10 protein-coding genes are annotated in these 18,861 nt (G+C 42.4%); all 10 read right to left on the bottom strand.

Going from position 1 to position 18,861, the window contains the following annotated elements; translation table 11 throughout:
* Positions 1-104: 104 nt before the first annotated feature.
* The gene (locus tag ACDJ58_RS29995) at positions 105-3,866 is read right to left on the bottom strand and encodes an Ig-like domain-containing protein (RefSeq protein WP_413374340.1); all 3,762 of its coding nucleotides are present in this window, start codon (positions 3,864-3,866) and stop codon (positions 105-107) included.
* Positions 3,867-4,073: 207 nt separating this feature from the next.
* The gene (gene metK / locus ACDJ58_RS29990) at positions 4,074-5,276 is read right to left on the bottom strand and encodes a methionine adenosyltransferase (protein ID WP_063567744.1); all 1,203 of its coding nucleotides are present in this window, start codon (positions 5,274-5,276) and stop codon (positions 4,074-4,076) included.
* Positions 5,277-5,533: 257 nt separating this feature from the next.
* Positions 5,534-5,806 carry an alpha/beta-type small acid-soluble spore protein gene (locus tag ACDJ58_RS29985; RefSeq protein WP_053782866.1) on the bottom strand — a complete coding sequence of 91 codons (273 nt, stop codon included), beginning with the start codon at positions 5,804-5,806 and terminating at the stop codon, positions 5,534-5,536.
* Between the two features lie 148 nt (positions 5,807-5,954).
* On the bottom strand, positions 5,955-6,548 hold the full coding sequence (locus ACDJ58_RS29980) for a hypothetical protein (protein WP_413374339.1): 594 nt from the start codon (positions 6,546-6,548) through the stop codon (positions 5,955-5,957).
* Positions 6,549-6,690: 142 nt separating this feature from the next.
* A complete protein-coding gene (locus ACDJ58_RS29975) occupies positions 6,691-9,282 on the bottom strand; it encodes a hypothetical protein (protein ID WP_413374338.1) in 2,592 nt (863 codons plus the stop codon).
* A 90-nt stretch (positions 9,283-9,372) separates the two neighbouring features.
* A complete protein-coding gene (locus ACDJ58_RS29970) occupies positions 9,373-9,690 on the bottom strand; it encodes a hypothetical protein (RefSeq protein ID WP_413374337.1) in 318 nt (105 codons plus the stop codon).
* Positions 9,691-9,710: 20 nt separating this feature from the next.
* Complete coding sequence (locus ACDJ58_RS29965; protein ID WP_413374336.1) at positions 9,711-9,914, bottom strand: hypothetical protein; 204 nt, start codon at positions 9,912-9,914, stop codon at positions 9,711-9,713.
* Between the two features lie 138 nt (positions 9,915-10,052).
* Positions 10,053-13,703: an S-layer homology domain-containing protein gene (locus tag ACDJ58_RS29960; protein ID WP_413374335.1), complete on the bottom strand. Its 3,651-nt coding sequence runs from the start codon at positions 13,701-13,703 to the stop codon at positions 10,053-10,055.
* Positions 13,704-14,221: 518 nt separating this feature from the next.
* Positions 14,222-14,563 (bottom strand): hypothetical protein, encoded by a 342-nt coding sequence (locus tag ACDJ58_RS29955; protein ID WP_053782862.1) that lies wholly within the window; start codon positions 14,561-14,563, stop codon positions 14,222-14,224.
* A gap of 207 nt (positions 14,564-14,770) precedes the next feature.
* A complete protein-coding gene (locus tag ACDJ58_RS29950; protein WP_413374334.1) occupies positions 14,771-18,742 on the bottom strand; it encodes an S-layer homology domain-containing protein in 3,972 nt (1,323 codons plus the stop codon).
* Between the last annotated feature and the right edge of the window lie 119 nt (positions 18,743-18,861).

Genomic DNA, 18,861 nt, shown 5'->3' with positions numbered 1-18,861 from the left:
AAAGGAACACCCCAAGAAATGAACTTTCTTGAAATGTTCCAACCTTATTACATATCGTTATCATGACCATTCTTGAATAAATGAATGATATACTTAACTCGTTTTTACAAATATCCTAACTTATCCAGAACACGTTTCAACATTACCGCCGCTTGTGCACGAGATGCATTCCCCTGGGGTTCAAATGTTTTTGACGTCATTCCCTGAATAATGCCTTCCTGCACCGCTTTGGCGACAGAATCCTTGGATTGGATCTTTTTGTTATCCTTAAACTTAGCTAATGTTGAAGCAGCTGAAGCATTCAAAGCAGTTGGTTGACCACCGTAATTCAAGGCACGAACCATCATGATCGCCATTTGCTCTCGGGTGATTGGACGATCCGGCTTGAAGGTACCATCGGTATTGCCTGTAATGATTCCCGCTTCAGCTGCAGCACCGATATAGGCACTGGTAACACTGCCACTACGTACATCCCGGAAACGACTTGCTGCGGTTTGTTCTCCCTTAAGTCCCAGTCCTCTAGCTACCAATTCTGCGAATTCTGCACGTGAAATATTCTCATTTGGCCGATAGAAGGAACCATTCGACGCACTAATAATCCATTTAGCAGAGAGCTCATTAATAACTGCACTAGCCCAGTGTGAATACGTATCCTGGTAACTAACGGTGTGGTTAACAGGAACTACTGATTGATTGCCATTCAGCTGTCCTTGGATAACCACGCCCCCGGCAGTACTTTTAAAAGAACTTGGTACATTAGATAACATAAAGGTAACCGGATCAATATACGTAAATCCGGATGTTAATCTAGGCGTATTTGCAGACAATTGCATGGCCAACTGGCTTTTGATATTCTGCTCCACACGATGATCGGCACTTCCATTACTAGCAAACACATATACATCCGTATAATTGCCAAGCTTCTGCGCCCCTGCACCTGCAATCAAACCTTCGATTGAACCGGATGAAGATACAGGAACCGTTTCTAACTGTACGTACAAGGATGGAGTTGTAGCTCCTGTCGTTGTACTTGTGTTGATTGCTGCTCCTACCTTCTGGCTCATAGCTGCTAAATTAAGATTAGACAGCGGTACAGTCCAGAGCAGATCCCCATATTTCACACCGATTGTACCTGTTCGATGACTTGCCGCAATCTGAATTAGTGCATTCAATGGGAACCCAACATACGCAGAGGATTCACTATCTGGAATCTCAAAAACAACAGACTGATTCATTTTCCCTACGGTTGAAGCATATTCAAAAGTCTGGATCAACTTGTTCGCATCCACATTAAATTGACGAGTTGAACGATTATTACGTGACACCGCAGATACGGCAGAAGCCGTATTATTGTTCATCACAAGTAAAGGCTGACCATAGCTCGAAGAATCTAGTTCCTCCAACCAGGTAGGACGTGTCCCCGTTTGGCCACCACTAACACCCGAACTATTGCTCGTCTGTTGCAGCGTAAGAGGCCCGAATGCTGCTATAGTAACATTCGACGAGTCCCTTAATGGGACTGCACCAGGTACATAACTAACGGTACCTGTCTGGCTAGCTGTAGTAGATGACGAAATATCTAATTTCAGCGTCACCACAGATCCAGAAGCAGAAGCCGACAATACAGTTGCGGATGAATTGCCAAGCACCACACTGAATTGAGCTACCGTTAATGCCGTCTGAGACTGAATTGCATCACGGAAGTTTATCTGAACGGTGTCTCCTTGGAGCGTGGCCGACAGAATTTTGCCATTTCCGTAGGTGTACGTTACTGGAGTCAGATTGAGATAGCCCGCAGGATTATTATTCAGGTCCGTTAATCGCAGGGCTCCAGGTACATACGATAACGATATATACTGTGTATCCTTCACGGCTGATGCCAGTGTCAACGTTACCAGATCATCTTCAATCATGGAATCCGTTACGTAGAGTGGCTTGCCATCCACAAGAACAGAATATTGGCTATTGAGCGGCTTATTCGTCGTTTTCAGTGGTTCATTGTATCGAATCCATAATTTATTCCCACTGACCTCGGCGCTCTTGAACTCAGGCGGTTTGGTATCAATCGTATTTCGGACATAGAAGCCGCTGAATCCAGCAAGAGCCTGTCCACGAGTATCTTTTACAGGCCATGAACCTGGCGTGTACGCAACACGAACGACTTCACCATCCGTAATAGATCGACTGAGATTCAATGTCACAACGGAGCTATTATTGACCGATATGCTATTAATGCCTACAGTTGACTGATCGGCAGTTACGCTGAATTGTCTCACTGCATCACTTGAGGTAATATATACCGTCTCAGGGTAATACAACGTAATTGTACTGTAATATACACTACCTTCTCGCGGCTTGGACATGACGGAGTCCAAACTGTTCTCCACATCCCGTGCACCAAAAGCAGCTGCAGCATTCAGAGACTGATCTGTAAGGCGATTACCTGTACCAGGCGCATAAGCAATCCGCACCACCTGTCCTACCGCTACACCAGTATCCAATACTACATATACACTTTCACCTGAAATATAGGTGGAACTAACGTTCCGATTCTCTCCATTTACGGTGACTGTATAACTGCTACTGAGTGAATTAGTGCTGTACAACCATTCATCGTACGTTAGACGAATGGTGTTATTGCTGTGCATTTTCGCGTTCTTTAGCACAGGTGCCTTTGTATCCGGGCTGAGCGTCCGGAATGTCCATGACGTTGCGCCATTCAGACCAACGAACAAGTTCCCTGTCGTATCCTGCAAAGCCCCGCCTGCGATATCTACAGTATAGCTCGTATTGCTAGCCAAACTGGTGTTTGGGGTTATGCGCAGCTGCCTTTTGTTAGAACTGATAAATGAAGGAGTAGTCGCTATAATTGAACCATTAGCATTCTTCAGCGTAATCCGTCCAATAAAGCTCTGATCCAAGTCCTTGTTGAACGTTACAAGTAAATCGCCAGTTAAAGCAACATTACTTGCTCCGTTGGCAGGGGATAAAGTCGCTACAGTCAAAGCAGCCGGATCGGATTGGAATGCCGTAAAAGTCCATTCCCCTTGTTGGATGGCCGATACGTCATTGCCTTGTTTAAGGTCTCGTAATGCACCTTCTGGAACAATCACCGAGTATGTAGCCTTGTTCTCAAAGGGTTTGGACGGCGTAATTGTAATGGAACTATCACTTATACGAATTCGGTTGGAGTCCTTGACATTGAATTTCTCAAACAAGGTGTTACCCTGCATGATCTGAATTTCACCTGCTCCAGCTTTAATCGGTTCACTGTATGTCAGTTGAATATTCGATGCAAGAGGAACTGAATTAGCCCCTTTCGTCGGAGAAAACACTGTTGCTTTCGCTGTACCTATTCCCTTCGTGGTAAACTTCCATAGGCGATAAGATGGAGAACCTATTCCTATGGTGTTTGCTACAGTGACAAAAGCTCCTGCATCATACATCACATAATATGTACCACCTGGCAACTCTTTGTGCTTAATAGTTACCTCAGTCCCTGTTCCCTTACTGCTCGCAGGTATCGCCGGATCGGCAGAAGGGTCACGGATTAGAATATCCTCACTATTAATGAAAATCGTTTCCTCTGCTTCATCATCTTGATAACGAAGGATATACAGCTTTGTAAGGTCACTTTCTGCTTTTCTAACCGATTCCTTAAAATGCATAACCAGCGACTCTTTACCGTCTACTTCCTTAGCATCAACTGCTGGAATGGTTGATTCAATAAATATCTCATCCCAACGCGGATCTTCTGCTGCATATGCCTTATTTTCCGCATTCGGGAATCCAAAACTGCCTTGGACTGCCAATAGTGAAACCAATAAGACAATCATGCTCTTACGAGCCAATCTTGATATGCTCACCTTTTTCTTCCCCCTCATCCGTATCAAATGTCCCTAATTCAATTATGTAGACCTCATTGTGTATATCGGGTTTAGGAGCGCTTTCCTTTAGTAATATGGAAAATAACGTAACAAAAAAACATTTGATCGTAATGGTCAGCTAAGCACAAAAAAAAGCCTTAACCCCTTTTAAGGGATCAAGGCTCTTATTAATTTCACCATTTTGAATTACAGACCTGCTTGCTCTTTCAAAACGTCTGCTTTGTCCACTTGTTCCCAAGGTACATCGAGGTCTGTACGACCGAAGTGACCGTAAGCAGCCGTTTGTCTGTAGATTGGGCGACGCAGATCCAGCATACGGATAATACCAGCCGGACGAAGATCGAAGTTGTTACGCACAAGCTCAACCAATTTCTCTTCACTGACTTTGCCTGTTCCGTATGTATCCACGTTGATCGATACCGGGTTGGCTACACCAATCGCGTAAGCGAGCTGGATTTCCACTTTGTCGGCAAGACCTGCAGCAATCAGGTTTTTCGCAACATAACGAGCTGCATAAGCTGCAGAACGGTCTACTTTTGTTGGATCTTTACCGGAGAACGCGCCGCCGCCGTGACGTGCATAACCGCCGTAGGTATCTACGATGATTTTACGTCCAGTCAGGCCTGCATCTCCCTGAGGTCCGCCAATAACGAAACGTCCAGTTGGGTTGATGAAATATTTAGTCTGCTCATCCAGCAATTCAGCTGGAACGACAGGCAGAATTACGTGTTCTTTGATGTCTTTTTGGATCTGCGCAAGTAGAGTCTCTTCAGCATGCTGAGTAGACACGACGATGGTATCAACACGCACTGGTTTGTCACCGTCGTATTCAATCGTTACTTGAGTTTTACCATCCGGACGGAGATATTCCAATGTTCCGTTCTTACGCACTTCAGCCAAACGGCGAGCGATACGGTGGGATAATGCGATTGGCAAAGGCATGAGTTCAGGTGTTTCATTCGTTGCAAAACCAAACATCAGGCCTTGGTCACCAGCACCAATATTCTCTGTCTCGCGAGCCATTTGTTCCGGGTCACGGTTCTCCAGAGCTGCGTTAACGCCTTGTGCTATGTCAGCAGACTGCTCATTCAGAGAAGTTAGGACTGCACAAGTATTATAATCGAAACCAAACTTGGCACGAGTGTACCCAATTTCCTTAATCGTATTACGAACGATGGACGGAATGTCCACGTATTCAGAAGCTGAACTGATCTCACCGATGACAAGCACAAGGCCTGTAGCTACGGAAACTTCGCACGCTACACGAGCGTTTGGATCATTCGCGAGGAACGCATCCAATACGGCGTCCGAGATCTGGTCGCAAATTTTATCCGGATGTCCTTCAGTTACAGACTCCGATGTGAATAGATGTCGGCCTTTAATAGACATTGAAGTTTCAACCTCCCATAACGAGTAGTATGGCGATTGCCCGAACAAAACATTTACGTTGATTCGTTCACTGTACCCTCGAAAGCTTTCCGGGCGGAATAAGGACGCAGGGTCCGCAGTTACGAAGATAAGGATTTTTCAGGTAATGGCCTCAACAAAAAATCAACCTTTCCCTAGCGGAAAAGGTTGCGTACCTCAACTGCCATCTTAACGTATTTGTCAAGACGTGTCAAACGGATTGGGATAAGGAAAACACCCTATAAGTGCTGCTGTGCCTGGCGAATCAGCCTTTTGGTAATCTCTCCACCGACCGATCCATTCTCGCGGGAAGTCAGATGGCCCCAGCCTTTATATTGGCCATAGGAGTGATCACTCACCTCACCCAGTTCAGAACCAAATTCGGTATCTGCACCAGCAAGACCTCTACCGCCATATCCCACATTCAGACCAAACTCAGCGGCAATTTCGTACTTCATTTGATCCAACATCTGACGACTTTCCGGTACCACTTTGCGGTTGCTTCTAGCCATGATTCCTGCACCTCCGGTTATTGGTTGTGTACAGTTATAGAGTGAGCAGGAACAAGGCTGGCTAGCCGTATTAATGTTTGTTAGAACTGGGTAATCTCAGCAATCCTTATTACGTAATATTGAATAATTTCAGGTTACAATGCTCAAACTACTTCAAAGAGTACCCACCGCGAACCATAACAGTCAGACTGTATTTGTTGCCATCGAGAACTGTAATGCCTCTACCATCCTTTGGAAAAGAAAGCAGGTGATTGTTCGGTGCTTCCTGACCATTCGTCAAGTCTACTCCATCCGTCAGATCGGCTACACCATTCGTACCTTCACTAACAATCACTGCCTTGCCGCTGCGTACAATGAACTCCGCACCAGTTGCACCTATCAACTGTTGACCCGGTTTCACCATAACGATCTCAAGCGCATCCGAAGCACCGGATACTAATGGAGGAAGCGTGGTATCGCCACCTGTGTTACTTGAGTTTCCGGTTCCAGTTGAGCCAGTATTACTACCATTGCCTCCATTACTGTCTGCACCACTACTGGTATTGCCACTGCCCGTGGAGATCTTGCCACCTAGCGCCTGCTGAATTTGTTGATCTACATAACTTTTGGTGACTACAGGATCATCTGCTGTTCCCGGTTGAATTGTGCCTGCACCTATTGCCGTGTTGCTGTATACAGACCCAACCCATACGCCAACGCCAATTGCCAGCGCAGCCAGGGATACTTTCATATAAGGTTTCATGTAATTTATTTTCCTCCTCTGGAAATCTATTAACTTTAACTATAGAGAAAAAATGTTGTGGGGACAAGCAAAACCTCGCTTCCTATTGTTCAGAAACGAGGTTAGGTATATTCGCATTATTTAATTTAGCATTATTTAAATACTATTCTATGACTGGTTCCTCTTTTGGAAGCTTGGATACATCGTATCCGTAGTTTTGCTCGGCAAGACGAAGTCGTTGCCCCTGGAACTGGTCATCTACGCTCAAGCGATAGGAACCACCACGCAATTTTTCGAAGAAGCTGTCTTCTACACTCCAGCTCAGCGTCTGATTGGCTCCTACTTTCAGATCGGTCCCCAGGGTCAGCTCCTTCTCGTACGTTTTACCTGCTTGATCCGTCAGCGTGAGTATTAATTTATGTTCATTCTCACCCATCTCTATCTCTGCATTACGAGACAAACTATAGTTCATCTCTATCTGAACAGAAGAGGTACCTGCTAAATATGCCCGGACACTGTTGGCCGTCCAAGAAAATGGAAAGAGATCAAGATTGGTCAGCGAGCCTTGAACGTTAATGGAGGCTGGTGGCACTTCAAATGCCAGAGCGTTCACATAAGCAGTAGCGTCCCCTTCACCTGTTAGAAACTTGCTGTCTGTAATACCTTCACCCACAATTAAGCGCAGGTCAGAGAATGTAACGGATTTCGGAACCTTTGCCCAGAACGTAACAATAGATTTTTGGCCTGGCCCAGGCAGACGCTCTGCTTGCTTAGCTGTAGCTCTGTAATACTGCCCATCTGATGTTTTGAAGTAACCCACCAGTTTGCCAAGCCCACTTTGACGCAATGATTTATTTGTCATTTCAAATTCTGTATATACGATGTCTGAAGACGTTCCTGGATATCGAATTGTTCTGTGCACACCCATTTCGGTCTCTTTATCCGCAGTACCAGCTATATAAGTCTTGCCGGTTTCTACGTAGGATAAAGGTTTAATCAATCCCGAGGTGTTTAACGTGATCCACTCATTCGTTTCTTCTTCACTAATTTTCTCGATCAGACTAACTTCGAGACGACCCATACGAAGTTCAGAAGGAATTTTGGTCAACAGATATGCTTCAGTCGTCATGCCCGCTCCAAGTAATTTTCCACTCTGTGTGTATATCAACTTCTTGTCTCCATCGATCTGAGCCGAATCAATTGTGAACATTGCTTCTAGCTCTGGAAGCTGCACTGTTTTGGTGCCTGCATTACGAATCGTGACTTTAGCCGCCACAATATCACTGTCTAACCACGGTAAACGTTGCAATGAACCCAAAGATACCCCAAATGTTCCTTTGCTGTTCTTAATTACGCTCTCTGTAGCTAGACCGTCCTCACTTGAAACATATTCTGGAATAGCATAGATTCCTACTGGGTAGGAGAATACAAAGTTACTAGATGGACTTGTGGTTTCCGTACCTTCATTTTTATCCACAGGACTCATCGCATATAGCTTAATCTGGCTTGTGTCACCATTACCTTGAAGCCTAGTATTCAGTTTAATGGTTTTCATATCTCCTGGATTTAACTTCAGCGCATCTAATGCCTTTGTTTCAATCGGATAAATGGTACCATCCTCATTACGTACTTCGAAAGTGTAAGTAGGTGCCTTAATTGCCTTCTTGCCCTCATTCTTCAGTACGAATTGCATATTGAGATCGTACTCATTGTCATCCACACGAATTTTTGCGGACTCAAGCAAGGTAGACAGTGGCTGTCCATCGACAGAGATAATATTGGGTTGGTTAACTGCCGTTTCTACATTAGATGTACTTGCCTCTGGTAATTGGAAAGCACCAACTGGCAATGCCGTTTTTTCTTCACCCTGTTCCTCTACCAGTAACAATTCTGAATTCTGCAACTTAATCGATGTTGGCAAGGATGTCATCAGACTAAGCGTTTTGTTTGCTTGTGCCTGAATACTGATGCTTGTACTAGCCTTATCCGGGGTCAAGGGATAATTGCTACCGCTTGGAGTACGAAGAATCCATTTTATATTCGGATTTTCAAGCAATTTGTAACTAATATTGTTCAGATTCACACCGACTTTGACGTATTGATTCTTATCCTCTCCCGGGAACAGCTTAATACCTGATACCTTCACCTTTACTGATGAGTCACTGAGACGAACTGTCTTCGTTTTCCCTGCAGGTGTAGTGATACTATACGATGATGGGACATTAAATTTACCCAACGTACTTTCATAATTCGGCTTGCTAAAATCCCACTTTACTATCAGGAAGTTCAGATCACTCAGCTTCACCTCACGTCCAACCTTCATCGTGTATGTAAGCTCTACACTTGATCCAGGAGCAACAGTTTTCTTCTCTTGATCCTTTGCAATCAATTTAGGAGAGAACAATGTTCCACCCTTAGTTTTTACTTTACTCCAATAATCCAGCATCATCATAGGCTTACTGTCGTTGTTCTTATACGTCAATGTATATGTGACAACTTTTCCATCATCTTGAGCCAAGAGGTTAACATCCGTTAAACTGACTGAACTACGTGCAGTTAACTTAACCGGAGACAAGTTAGTTAATGTATGTACTACCTTATTCGTTGATGTTGTAGTAGAAGATGTGTTACTTGAACTGTTGGTAGCCGTTTTATTCTTATTATTAGCAGTGTTAGCTGCGGCTGTAATCCCAGCAGTTGAACTAAATATCAAGGCACTCGCCAAAAAACTCACTAAAACCTTTTTTTGCTCCACTTCCAAACCTCCCAATAAGTTGCTTGTTGCTTTATAGTATAAACGTTTGTGAGGGGAAGAAAGTTACGATGTTGTTGGTTTTTTTACCAGTCATGTAGTGATATCTATTACTTGATCATTCTCTGTTGTTGTGTAGACTTCTGACTGTGATGCATGGCTTCCATTTGCACGAATAAAACGTAGATCTCTAGCTTCTACTGAAAATTCATCTGTGTAATCTACTAAGAAATTTACAACAATATTATTTCCTTCAACGGTTGTAGTGTAATCCACTATTGGATTCAAGGTAGGGACCTTAGTTTGAGCAAATTGCCTAATCACTAAGTCAAATGCATATACTTCTTGATTAGCGATATCCAAAAATTCTGTAAATGGTATTTCTATTTGTTTTAATTTGGGGAATTTCAAGTTTCTACCTCGATGCTTACTTAGGGAGTCACTACATCAATAAACTTTAAATTAGATCCCATTCCAGAACAAGTATTTATTACGTTCGTAAATCCCCTCATAGTTATAATACAGTTAAAATTTAGTTTACCTGCGTAGCTTTTGATACTCTGCTTCTGCAATGCCTCACTACTAATTAACAACACACCTGATAACAAAGTCGTTATAACTTTTTTATGATCCATTTTCAAACCTCCTATATGTTGCTTGTTGATTTACAGTATAAACGTTGGATAGAGCGAGAACATTATGGTGTTTGTAAAATATAAAAGAACAAAAAAAACCTACCCGTAAGGGTAGGTCTTTCTTGTATTTACAGATAATTAGTTAAAAGTAACTGTAATTGCTTTTTGCGCTGCTGCTGCTTTAGCAGTAAATGTTACTACACCAGCTGCATTGCTAGCTACGTATTCTGTTGTTTTAGCATTAAATGCTGCAACAACTTTATCACCAATAGTTGTAGCATTATCTGTTGTCGCAACATTAATCGTCGCGGAAACATTCACTGAGCCATCAGTAAAGGTTACTGTATTAACACCAGCTTTTGGCGAAGTAGCGCTGATTGTAAGTGTGTGAGTTTGTTTAGCAGCTGTTACTTCAGCCACCCCAGCTGTTTTTTCAGTTGCATTGCCAGTTACACCTACTGGAGTTGCTGGATCAGTATTAGTTACAGTAATAGTCACTGTTGGCTTATCTGCAATTGCAGTAGCAGCTGTAAATTCAACGGTGCTACCTACATTTTGAACCGAATATCCAGTCGTAGATGCAAATGCATTAGCGATTTTCAATGCAGCAATACTAGGAGAATCCCCAGCTTGAAGAGTTACATTATGGGAAACTGGCGTTCCTCCATCATTAAACTCAACAGTGATATCACCAGCTGCAGCTGTACCAGAAACAGTCAATACATTAACTTCTTTGACACCCGTAACTCCTTCAGCACCTGTTACTCCTGCTGCCGTAGTTGCAGTTACACCTGTAGCTACAGTGTTAAGTTGACCAGCTACTGTTGTGTAAGCGGAAGAAGAAACAGCCAAGTTTCCTGCACGATCTTGCAAAGAAGTAGCGTCAGATCTTACACTTACAGTGTAATCATCAGTGGAATTCACCGAAGAAGCCAAAGTGATTTTCAGAACATTACCATCAACAGTTGTGGAGAATTGGCTATTACTTACCAGATCTCCTGTTCTTACATTACGTACAACCAAATCTTCAGCAAATTTCTCAACATTAGTTGTTGAAAGTGTTTCAGAGAATGGCAACAAGATTGTTCTGTTGTTTTCAACAGCCAGACGAGTTTGACCACTTGCAAGTTGAACTTGTGGTTTAACTTTGTCTTTTACAACAACTGCTCCGCCAGTTACAGCGTTACCAGTTACAGTTTTAATAGTATTTCCAGTTGCTACTGTAAGAGCCAAATCAGTAGAACTAGTTTGGTTTGTAAGACCAGTTTTGCCCAGTCCAGAAATTTTCAAAGTAACCAAGTTAGTTCCATCAGCAGAGGCGCTTGTTACTGTTCCTTGAGATACTGTGAAGTCTCCTGCTTTAACAGTTGAAATTGGTTGATCAAAGCGAACTTTGATTGTACCTTCTTCAGTCAAACGAGCATGTTCAGTTACTCCAGACTCATAAACAACAGTTGTTGCAGCTGCAGTGTTAATTGGAGTGGATTCACCAATTTTATCAATCACATTATTAGCTGCATCTTTCAGACCCAACAATGTGAAATGTGTGATATTAGCTTTAAATGCAGTATCATTGATTCCAACAGCATCGTTATCGATGTATTGTGGGAATACAATACGTACACCTTTACCTTCATTAACTGGAGTTACTTCAGTTCCAGAAGGAAGCTGTTGATCAGTTCCATTGATTTTCACCAAGTAGTTAGATTTATCACCAACTGTTACTGGGTTCAATGCTTTGTTGAAACTGATATATAGAGTACGAGTGCTGCTTGTAGCAGAGTTACCTTGATATTCTGGTGCAACAGTATCTTTACCTGTTACAGTTGCAGTGTAATCAAGCATAGTGTTGTTCAACTTAGTAGTATCACGTACACCAACGATTTTGAGTGTATAGGAATCTTCAGTAAGAGCATCATAAGTGGAAAGTTTGAATGCTTTATCTTCGGAAGTACCATCTACACCAATTACGGATTTCAGTGCTACAGTTTTACCATCGGATTTAGTCAAAGTGAAGTATTTAACATCTTCAACTTTTACTTCTTTACTGAATTTAACGTTGATTACTTTGTTGTCCGTGCTGTTCAGTGTTACTTCAGTAACTTCTGGACGAGTTTGGTCAACTTCGGCTTTCAATTTAGTTTCAGTAGCAGTAATTTGGTTACCGGAATAGTCTTTAACACCTTCTACGAAGAATGGTGTTTCATATCCAGGGAATGGGTTAGACTTGAAGCTGAACTCATATACTTCAGGCGATACTTGAGTAAAGGAATCAGCAGCTTTTTTGTCGTTACCAGATTTCCAGTAAACGTTAGATTTAGACAAAGTGTCCGGATCGATTTCTTCGCTGAATGTTACAGTTGCTTTTTCGAGCGTAGCTGTTACATTAGCGATTGTTGGTGCAGTAGTATCAGAAACCACTTCGAATTCAACTTCTTTAGTCAGAGCTTTGAATCCGTTGAAGTCTTCAACACCAGATACTTCCAGTTTGTGAGTTCCAACAGTCAGGTCAGTAGAACTGTAAGGTTTAAGAATTACATCACGTTTACCTTCAGTTACGCTACCGAAGAACGTTTTACCGTCCAGTTTGAAGTTAGCTGATGTAGCCGATTTAACTGGCTCAGTGAATGTTACTTTCACTGCTTTAGTACCCAGAGATTTCACTGACGCAACTTCTGGAAGAGCGTTATCGAGAGGTGTGAACTCTTGGTTTGTTACACTTACAGTTCTATCTCCTGCTTTAACGTTGCGAACAGAAATTTTGTAAGATTTTTGATTCTGCAGGTTACCAACAACAGTCAAACGAACTGTTTTTTCGTCGGATTGCAGTGCAGCGGATTCAATTACAACAGAGCTGTCTACAGAGTAACGATCTTTGTCTTCTGCAGTCAGTTTGTCAACTTTACCGTCGAAAGCAACATCGATTTCTTTAAGGTTGCTAGCTTTTACGCTCTCAACTTTAGTTGCTGAAGTTACTACATAAGTAACTTTCTCTGTGAATTCTTTATCTTTGTAAGTGAATTTCACTTCAGTTTCTTTGTTAGCTTCGAGAGCTTTATCCAAAGTTACTTTAACGGATTCACCGTCGCTGATTTTGAAAGTTACAACTTTACCAGCTTCGCTTACTTCATAAGAAGCTACTTTCAAGCTTTGAGCTTGATCGATTGCGTATGCTGCACCTACCAACAATTCACGGGAAGCGTTAGCACCAAAGTTAGCTTTAGCATCGATCAGTCCAGCGTTGATTGCTGCTTGAACATAACCTTTAGCCCAGTCAGCTGCGTTGTTGTTAGTTTCAGTTGGGATTTCCAGGTCAAGTGCGCGAGTCAAGATGGTAGCCATCTCGGAAACAGTTACTTTACCGTTGAAGTCGAAGATTTTCTTCTCAACGTTTTTACCTTCCATGATACCCGCAGCAGTTACTGCTTCGATGTAAGGTACAGCCCAGTTCTTAGCTGTGTAGTTTTTGTCAGTGTAAGAAAGAGTTCCAGTGATCTCTTTCAGACCAAGCAATTTAGTGATTACTTTAGCGAACTCAGCGCGAGTCATGTCTTTATCCAAACCTGCAGTACCATCTGGGTAACCAGTAAAGATACCTTTTGCTTTCAATGCATCAAACTGTTGTTGTGGTGAAACTGCTGTGTCACCGAATGCTACAGATGCAAACATTGAGAATGCCATTGCTGTAGACAATGCTACGGATAAAATTTTCTTCATAACCTTTTTTTCTCCTCCTTGGGTGTTCATAACATTTGAATTTTCTTTAATAGGGTCGCTCGTATTCCTCATATATTGTTGCACCCCCTTTCCAGAGTTGTGAGCAAGTTAATATAAATGATGTCTGTGAGCATATCACAGAAACTTGTAAACTAGGTTGTAAAGCAGATCCATACGAAAATAGAGTAGTTTCCTAATCCTACCTACGTATTATACAATGGGTCTTCCGAGTCGTAAAGCAATTTTTTCTAATAAATAGACAAGATTCTTCACGAGGTCAATCTTGGTAACAGGCCCAATGTTTTTGACTCTACATCTTAAACGCAACAGATTTCAAAAAGTTGCGGATTCCACAAAAAAAGTTTTGAATTTAATTATGTATAGGTACAGTGCGGGTAAGATAGCCATTCAAAACCCATAAAAAAGCATTGATGTGACTGTGTTCTTTCCAATATAAGAGGTGCTTCTTCTATGTTGCCAACGTTTATTTATACCCAGAGTTTCATACTATGAAGCGACAAATTCCACAATAAACAAAATAAAAAGCATCCCATGCTGGGATGCTTTTCGTAATATTCTGGTTATATAGGTTAGCGAATTTTCATCGCAAGGTCGATAATTTGAGCACGCATCTGCGGATCACTGTTCAATCTTAGATACATATCATCGATTGGTTGTCTGTTCTCACGGTACGTTTTCTCATGCTTCATCGTCGTGTGAGACCATTCAATCAGTTCATTCTCAGCCAGAACCAGATTGTTATACGCATCATGGAAGCCAGTAGTCTGTACAAGCCCTTCCATCACTTCCTGAGAGATCTCCTCCGTCTTACGTGTATCTTCCAACTTTTTCTCCAGAATGACTGCCTGCTTCTCGAACTGTGTCTTTGCCTTCATGTAGCCCAGCTGGGCCTTCGAATAAATCGGTTTCATTAGCTAACTTCACCCTCTAGATCATTGTGTATTTACCGTTATTGTATCTTAAACTCTAGCAAATTACAAAAATAGTTATTGGTAAAAAACTTATTTCTTCTATTATAAAAGTGTTCTTTATCAGTTACATAACACTCATAAAAAGGACCTGCCCCTTTAGTGCAAGGGACAGGTCCTTCCTAAAATGCATCCATGCTAACACATAAATTAACTCAAGTTTTTAGGGAATACTTTGGTACTCTTCTTGAGCAATTCAACCGCGATCTTACCTGCTTCTGCACGAGTCAGGTTTCCTTTCGGGTTAAATGCCTTCTGAGGTTTTGCCTGCCCCGCAACCGTAACATCAGATCCTTCCATGATCTTAGCTTTGGAGACGGCCTGAATTGCTGGTAGAGCATATTTCTCTGCACTTCCTGAATCGACAAACGCTTTGGCTACGGCAGCCTCAAGTTTGGCATCATTTGTTGCGAGCTTCAGTTGCAGTGCACGAGCAATCATCACAGCAGCTTGCTCACGTGTCAGTGGTCGATCTGCCCCTACAACACCATTCGTAAGACCTGTCAGGATACCTGCTCTTGCTGCAGTTTCTATGCTGTCATAATCCCATGTCGTGGAGCTTGTTCCAGGTCTCAGATCCGTAAACGTATTGTTACTGTCTGAATTGATTGGTAGATTAAGACCCTTAACCAACAATGTGGCGAATTCTCCACGCGTAGTGCGATCATCTGTACCGAACTGTTCGAATCGAAGATTATTCATGAATCCTTTCGAGTACAGTCCATTCAGAATGTTTCTTGCCCAGTTATGATTGATGATGTCATTATAGCTACGTTTCAGCTTCATAACTTTGTAATAACCAAATTCATCAAACGGCACAGTAATCGTGTGAGCCTTCGTATCTACTTCACCACCAATATTCTTCCACTCCCGCTTGGAGTTATAACGGAATACAGTGATGGTTGAACCAGCATCATCAACTACGCTTGAATCGTACGAAAGTGTTAATGTGCCCCGTTGTGAAGGTGTAATTTTACGCTCTGACGGAATGTTAGGATCACCGAATAATGCTTCACTGCTATAAGGTGGTAGTCCATTGGTTGGCATTTTGTAATCTTGTGTTCCTCTGTCGCCAGTCTCTCCCATACCTCCGCTGATCCAATAAACTTCAGAGATCGGGCTGAAGTTTGTTGAAGCTGCTGTGGAACCAAATCGTGTGTAGTATTCATCCTGAATCTGCCACGTTGGAAGTCCACTCTCTTCCCCCGTATTGATGAATCCAATCACATTACCATAATCATTTCGGCGTTCAACTACACCCCGAACAGGATCAGCAATACCAAACAGCAGTTTGGTATCTGGATAATACCTTGCGATACCTTTCGTATCAGTGCTTTGCATCACTGTGCCTTTTGGAAAATTCAATTGCAGTTGCTTATTGAAAACTGTATACTTTGTGGCCACTTTCGGAGCCATGTACTGCGCGTCAACTCCTACGGTCCCCGTGTAGAACACATTGATGGTATCCGTGAGATTTGATCCTGGCCGTTGTACAGTGATTTTGATTGGTGTGGACTTATCTTGTTTCAGTCCTACGAAATCGAACATAAAGCGATCTTCACCCACGTCTGTACGACGGACAGCTGGCTCTTTTCCTATGAGGACCTGGGTTGCGCCTTCTGCCTCGATATCAATGTGAACGAAGTTTTTATTAACTACAATTTTATTGCCTGAAGTGGGTTGTGGAGATAAAAGTCGATAGCCTGTTGACTCTCTTACAATCTCCAATTTTTGAGAAGTTTTCGCACCTGTTTTGTTAATTAACTCAAGTGTGTAGATGTACGTTCCAGGTGTATCCAACGGGAGATCCCGAAGACGTACGACAAACTCATCCTGAGAGCCAATTCGATCTACTACATATGGCGGATTCTTCGTGAATTCTGTTGAGAATTCGGGTGTATCCCAAGTTACTGCAGCTTGATTGTCCTGATTTTGTGGAACCTTCAACGTGAAGATGGTTTTGGTCCCCATATTCAAATTGATGCGTTCTGCTCCGGCTCCGCGAATAGCGATATCAAAGGTTTTTTGACTTGTTGTATACACATTGTCTTTGAGTGTAAATTCCGCTGCCAGATTGAACAGATTTTTGATAATTGCATCATCTGAATTATAGGTTGTCGGGAGATCTTGTCGACCTCTAACCAGCGCAGGTTGGAAGTTCTTCACTGTCGATACGTTATTATCATTAATGTAGAAGCGAACTTCCTTTTTGATCTCGCTAGTTTGGTTCTCTCCATCTTTTCCTGTAGCAGTAAAGACAAGCCGATTCTCCCCGAAGAACAATGGGCCTTTTTCTCCATTGACGTTCAGACTGAAGCTGAATTTACCAGTCACGTTATCAAACTTGAAACCAGTATCAGATGATTTTGAGTCGGCATAATAGTAATATTTAGTTCCGTTAGCGAATACATCAAACACGAAAAAGTCACTCTTCAACATATCTCCAAAACCAACTAGTTGTCCTGATACTTCAAAGGGTTTTGGTTCCTTTGAATTAACGTCATATGTCTCTCCATCATTTACATTTTCAATATAGATATAATTTTTCGATGCAAATGAAATGGTCGCATCCCTATATGATTTTGACTCTACACCAGCAATGCTGTAATTAAATCTGACCGTTTGAGTACCATTTTTAAAGCCGGAGATTTTGTAAATATACTTTGGATTTTGTTTGGAACCCGTTGGCACAGGTACGTCCATTACATACTTGATATCAATAGAACTGGTGCCTAATGGAAGATACCGGGCAATAATTTTGTTTGCACCGTTTGCTGCTTGATTAGTTACTGCAGTACTTGTCTCCACTGCAATGTAAAACTCATCTTGATCTATCGTTGCACCGTTAAGCGCCTGTCCTGCCGGAATTGTACCACCTTCACTGTACCCCTTAAGATATTGCAAGCCAGTGATTGCAACTTGTCCAGGCTGATACAAGAATCTGAACGTTTTATTGATCGTTTTGGTGCCGTATTGAATTGTAAGTGTGTGCTCTTGCGCCTCTATAGTTTCGCCTGAGACCTCTGCTAGTTTCAATGGATCAATCTCAAACTCAGCCAAGTAATAGGAAGGTGTATTGGTAGCTGTACTTGGAATATAAGTTTCATTCTCAGGTTGAGTAGGCATTGGAACTGTCACCGCTGGTGGTGGCGTTCCCTCAGCGAGAATAGGTCTGACCGTTACGTTAGCAGATTGAAGAAAAGACTTGCCGTCCTCTTCAGGGATTAGTACTTTCACTTTGACCTTTGCTTTATCCTTATCCCCTGTGTAAGAAGGACGTGTTCCCAACAAAGTTTGCGTAGAATCCGCACCGATCAAATCCAGTTCCACAACCGGGTTTTCCGAATCATAATATAGAAGTGAGTAGTTGAAAGTAAGTGTATCTTGTCCATTCTGAGCAACCAATTTAATCTTATTTTCACCTGGATTCAGTTGCATCTGTGGCGTAAAGAATGACTTATCTTCCAGAAGGGATGTAGGCAAAGCATCACCGTTGTTGATGGATACCGTCACTTTGGAAGCGTTCATCGCTTGACCTTGAATTGTAACTGCTTTTGCATTCACTACGACTTTCGATCCGTCATTCAAGTTCAAATTAGATGAACCACCCATGATTTGCACATCCTGCAAATAGGGTACTTGGTCGAATAAGATATAAAATGTTTCCGAACGCTCGCTGGGTCCCTGAGATCCAGTGAACGTAACTTTATTCATACCAGGAAATAGAGTCAATGTAGCATTGAAACGATTATCTGGACTTTCCGGATCGGCCGTGATAAAGCCGGGAGCTACACGAGTTGTACTCTCAACCCATTTCCCGCCATCCAAATTCAGTTGTTGTACGTTAACAGCAAGGGTTGACCCCGATACATTCACAAATGTACCAGAAATGGGTTCCTCACTGTTCGTCACTCTGTATGCATTCTCACGAGTCAGTTTGTTGGTATTCGTATCTTCCCCTTCCAACAACAATCCTACCGTGCTCTTAAGTTTCGCATTATCCGGGGTAAAATAACTCGTCTGTCCTGCCGCCGACGCGACTGGTGCAAGGCCTGCTGGTATTAGAGATACAACCAGTGCCACCATCATCAGCCAAATCATCGGCTTCTTCGTACGCTGCATGCAATCATCTCTCCTCTTTTTAAGTCAGTTACCGTTATATATCGGCCGAAAGGTTCCAATTATTTAGTAAAAACAGCAAAATAAACAAAAAACCTTGTCCACGAGGGACAAGGTTTGGG

Origin of the sequence: Paenibacillus taichungensis (genome assembly GCF_047302525.1) — a bacterium.
GTDB lineage: Bacteria > Bacillota > Bacilli > Paenibacillales > Paenibacillaceae > Paenibacillus > Paenibacillus taichungensis_B.
Note: the sequence above shows the minus strand (reverse complement) of the source record. Positions and strands in the feature narration are given on the sequence as shown.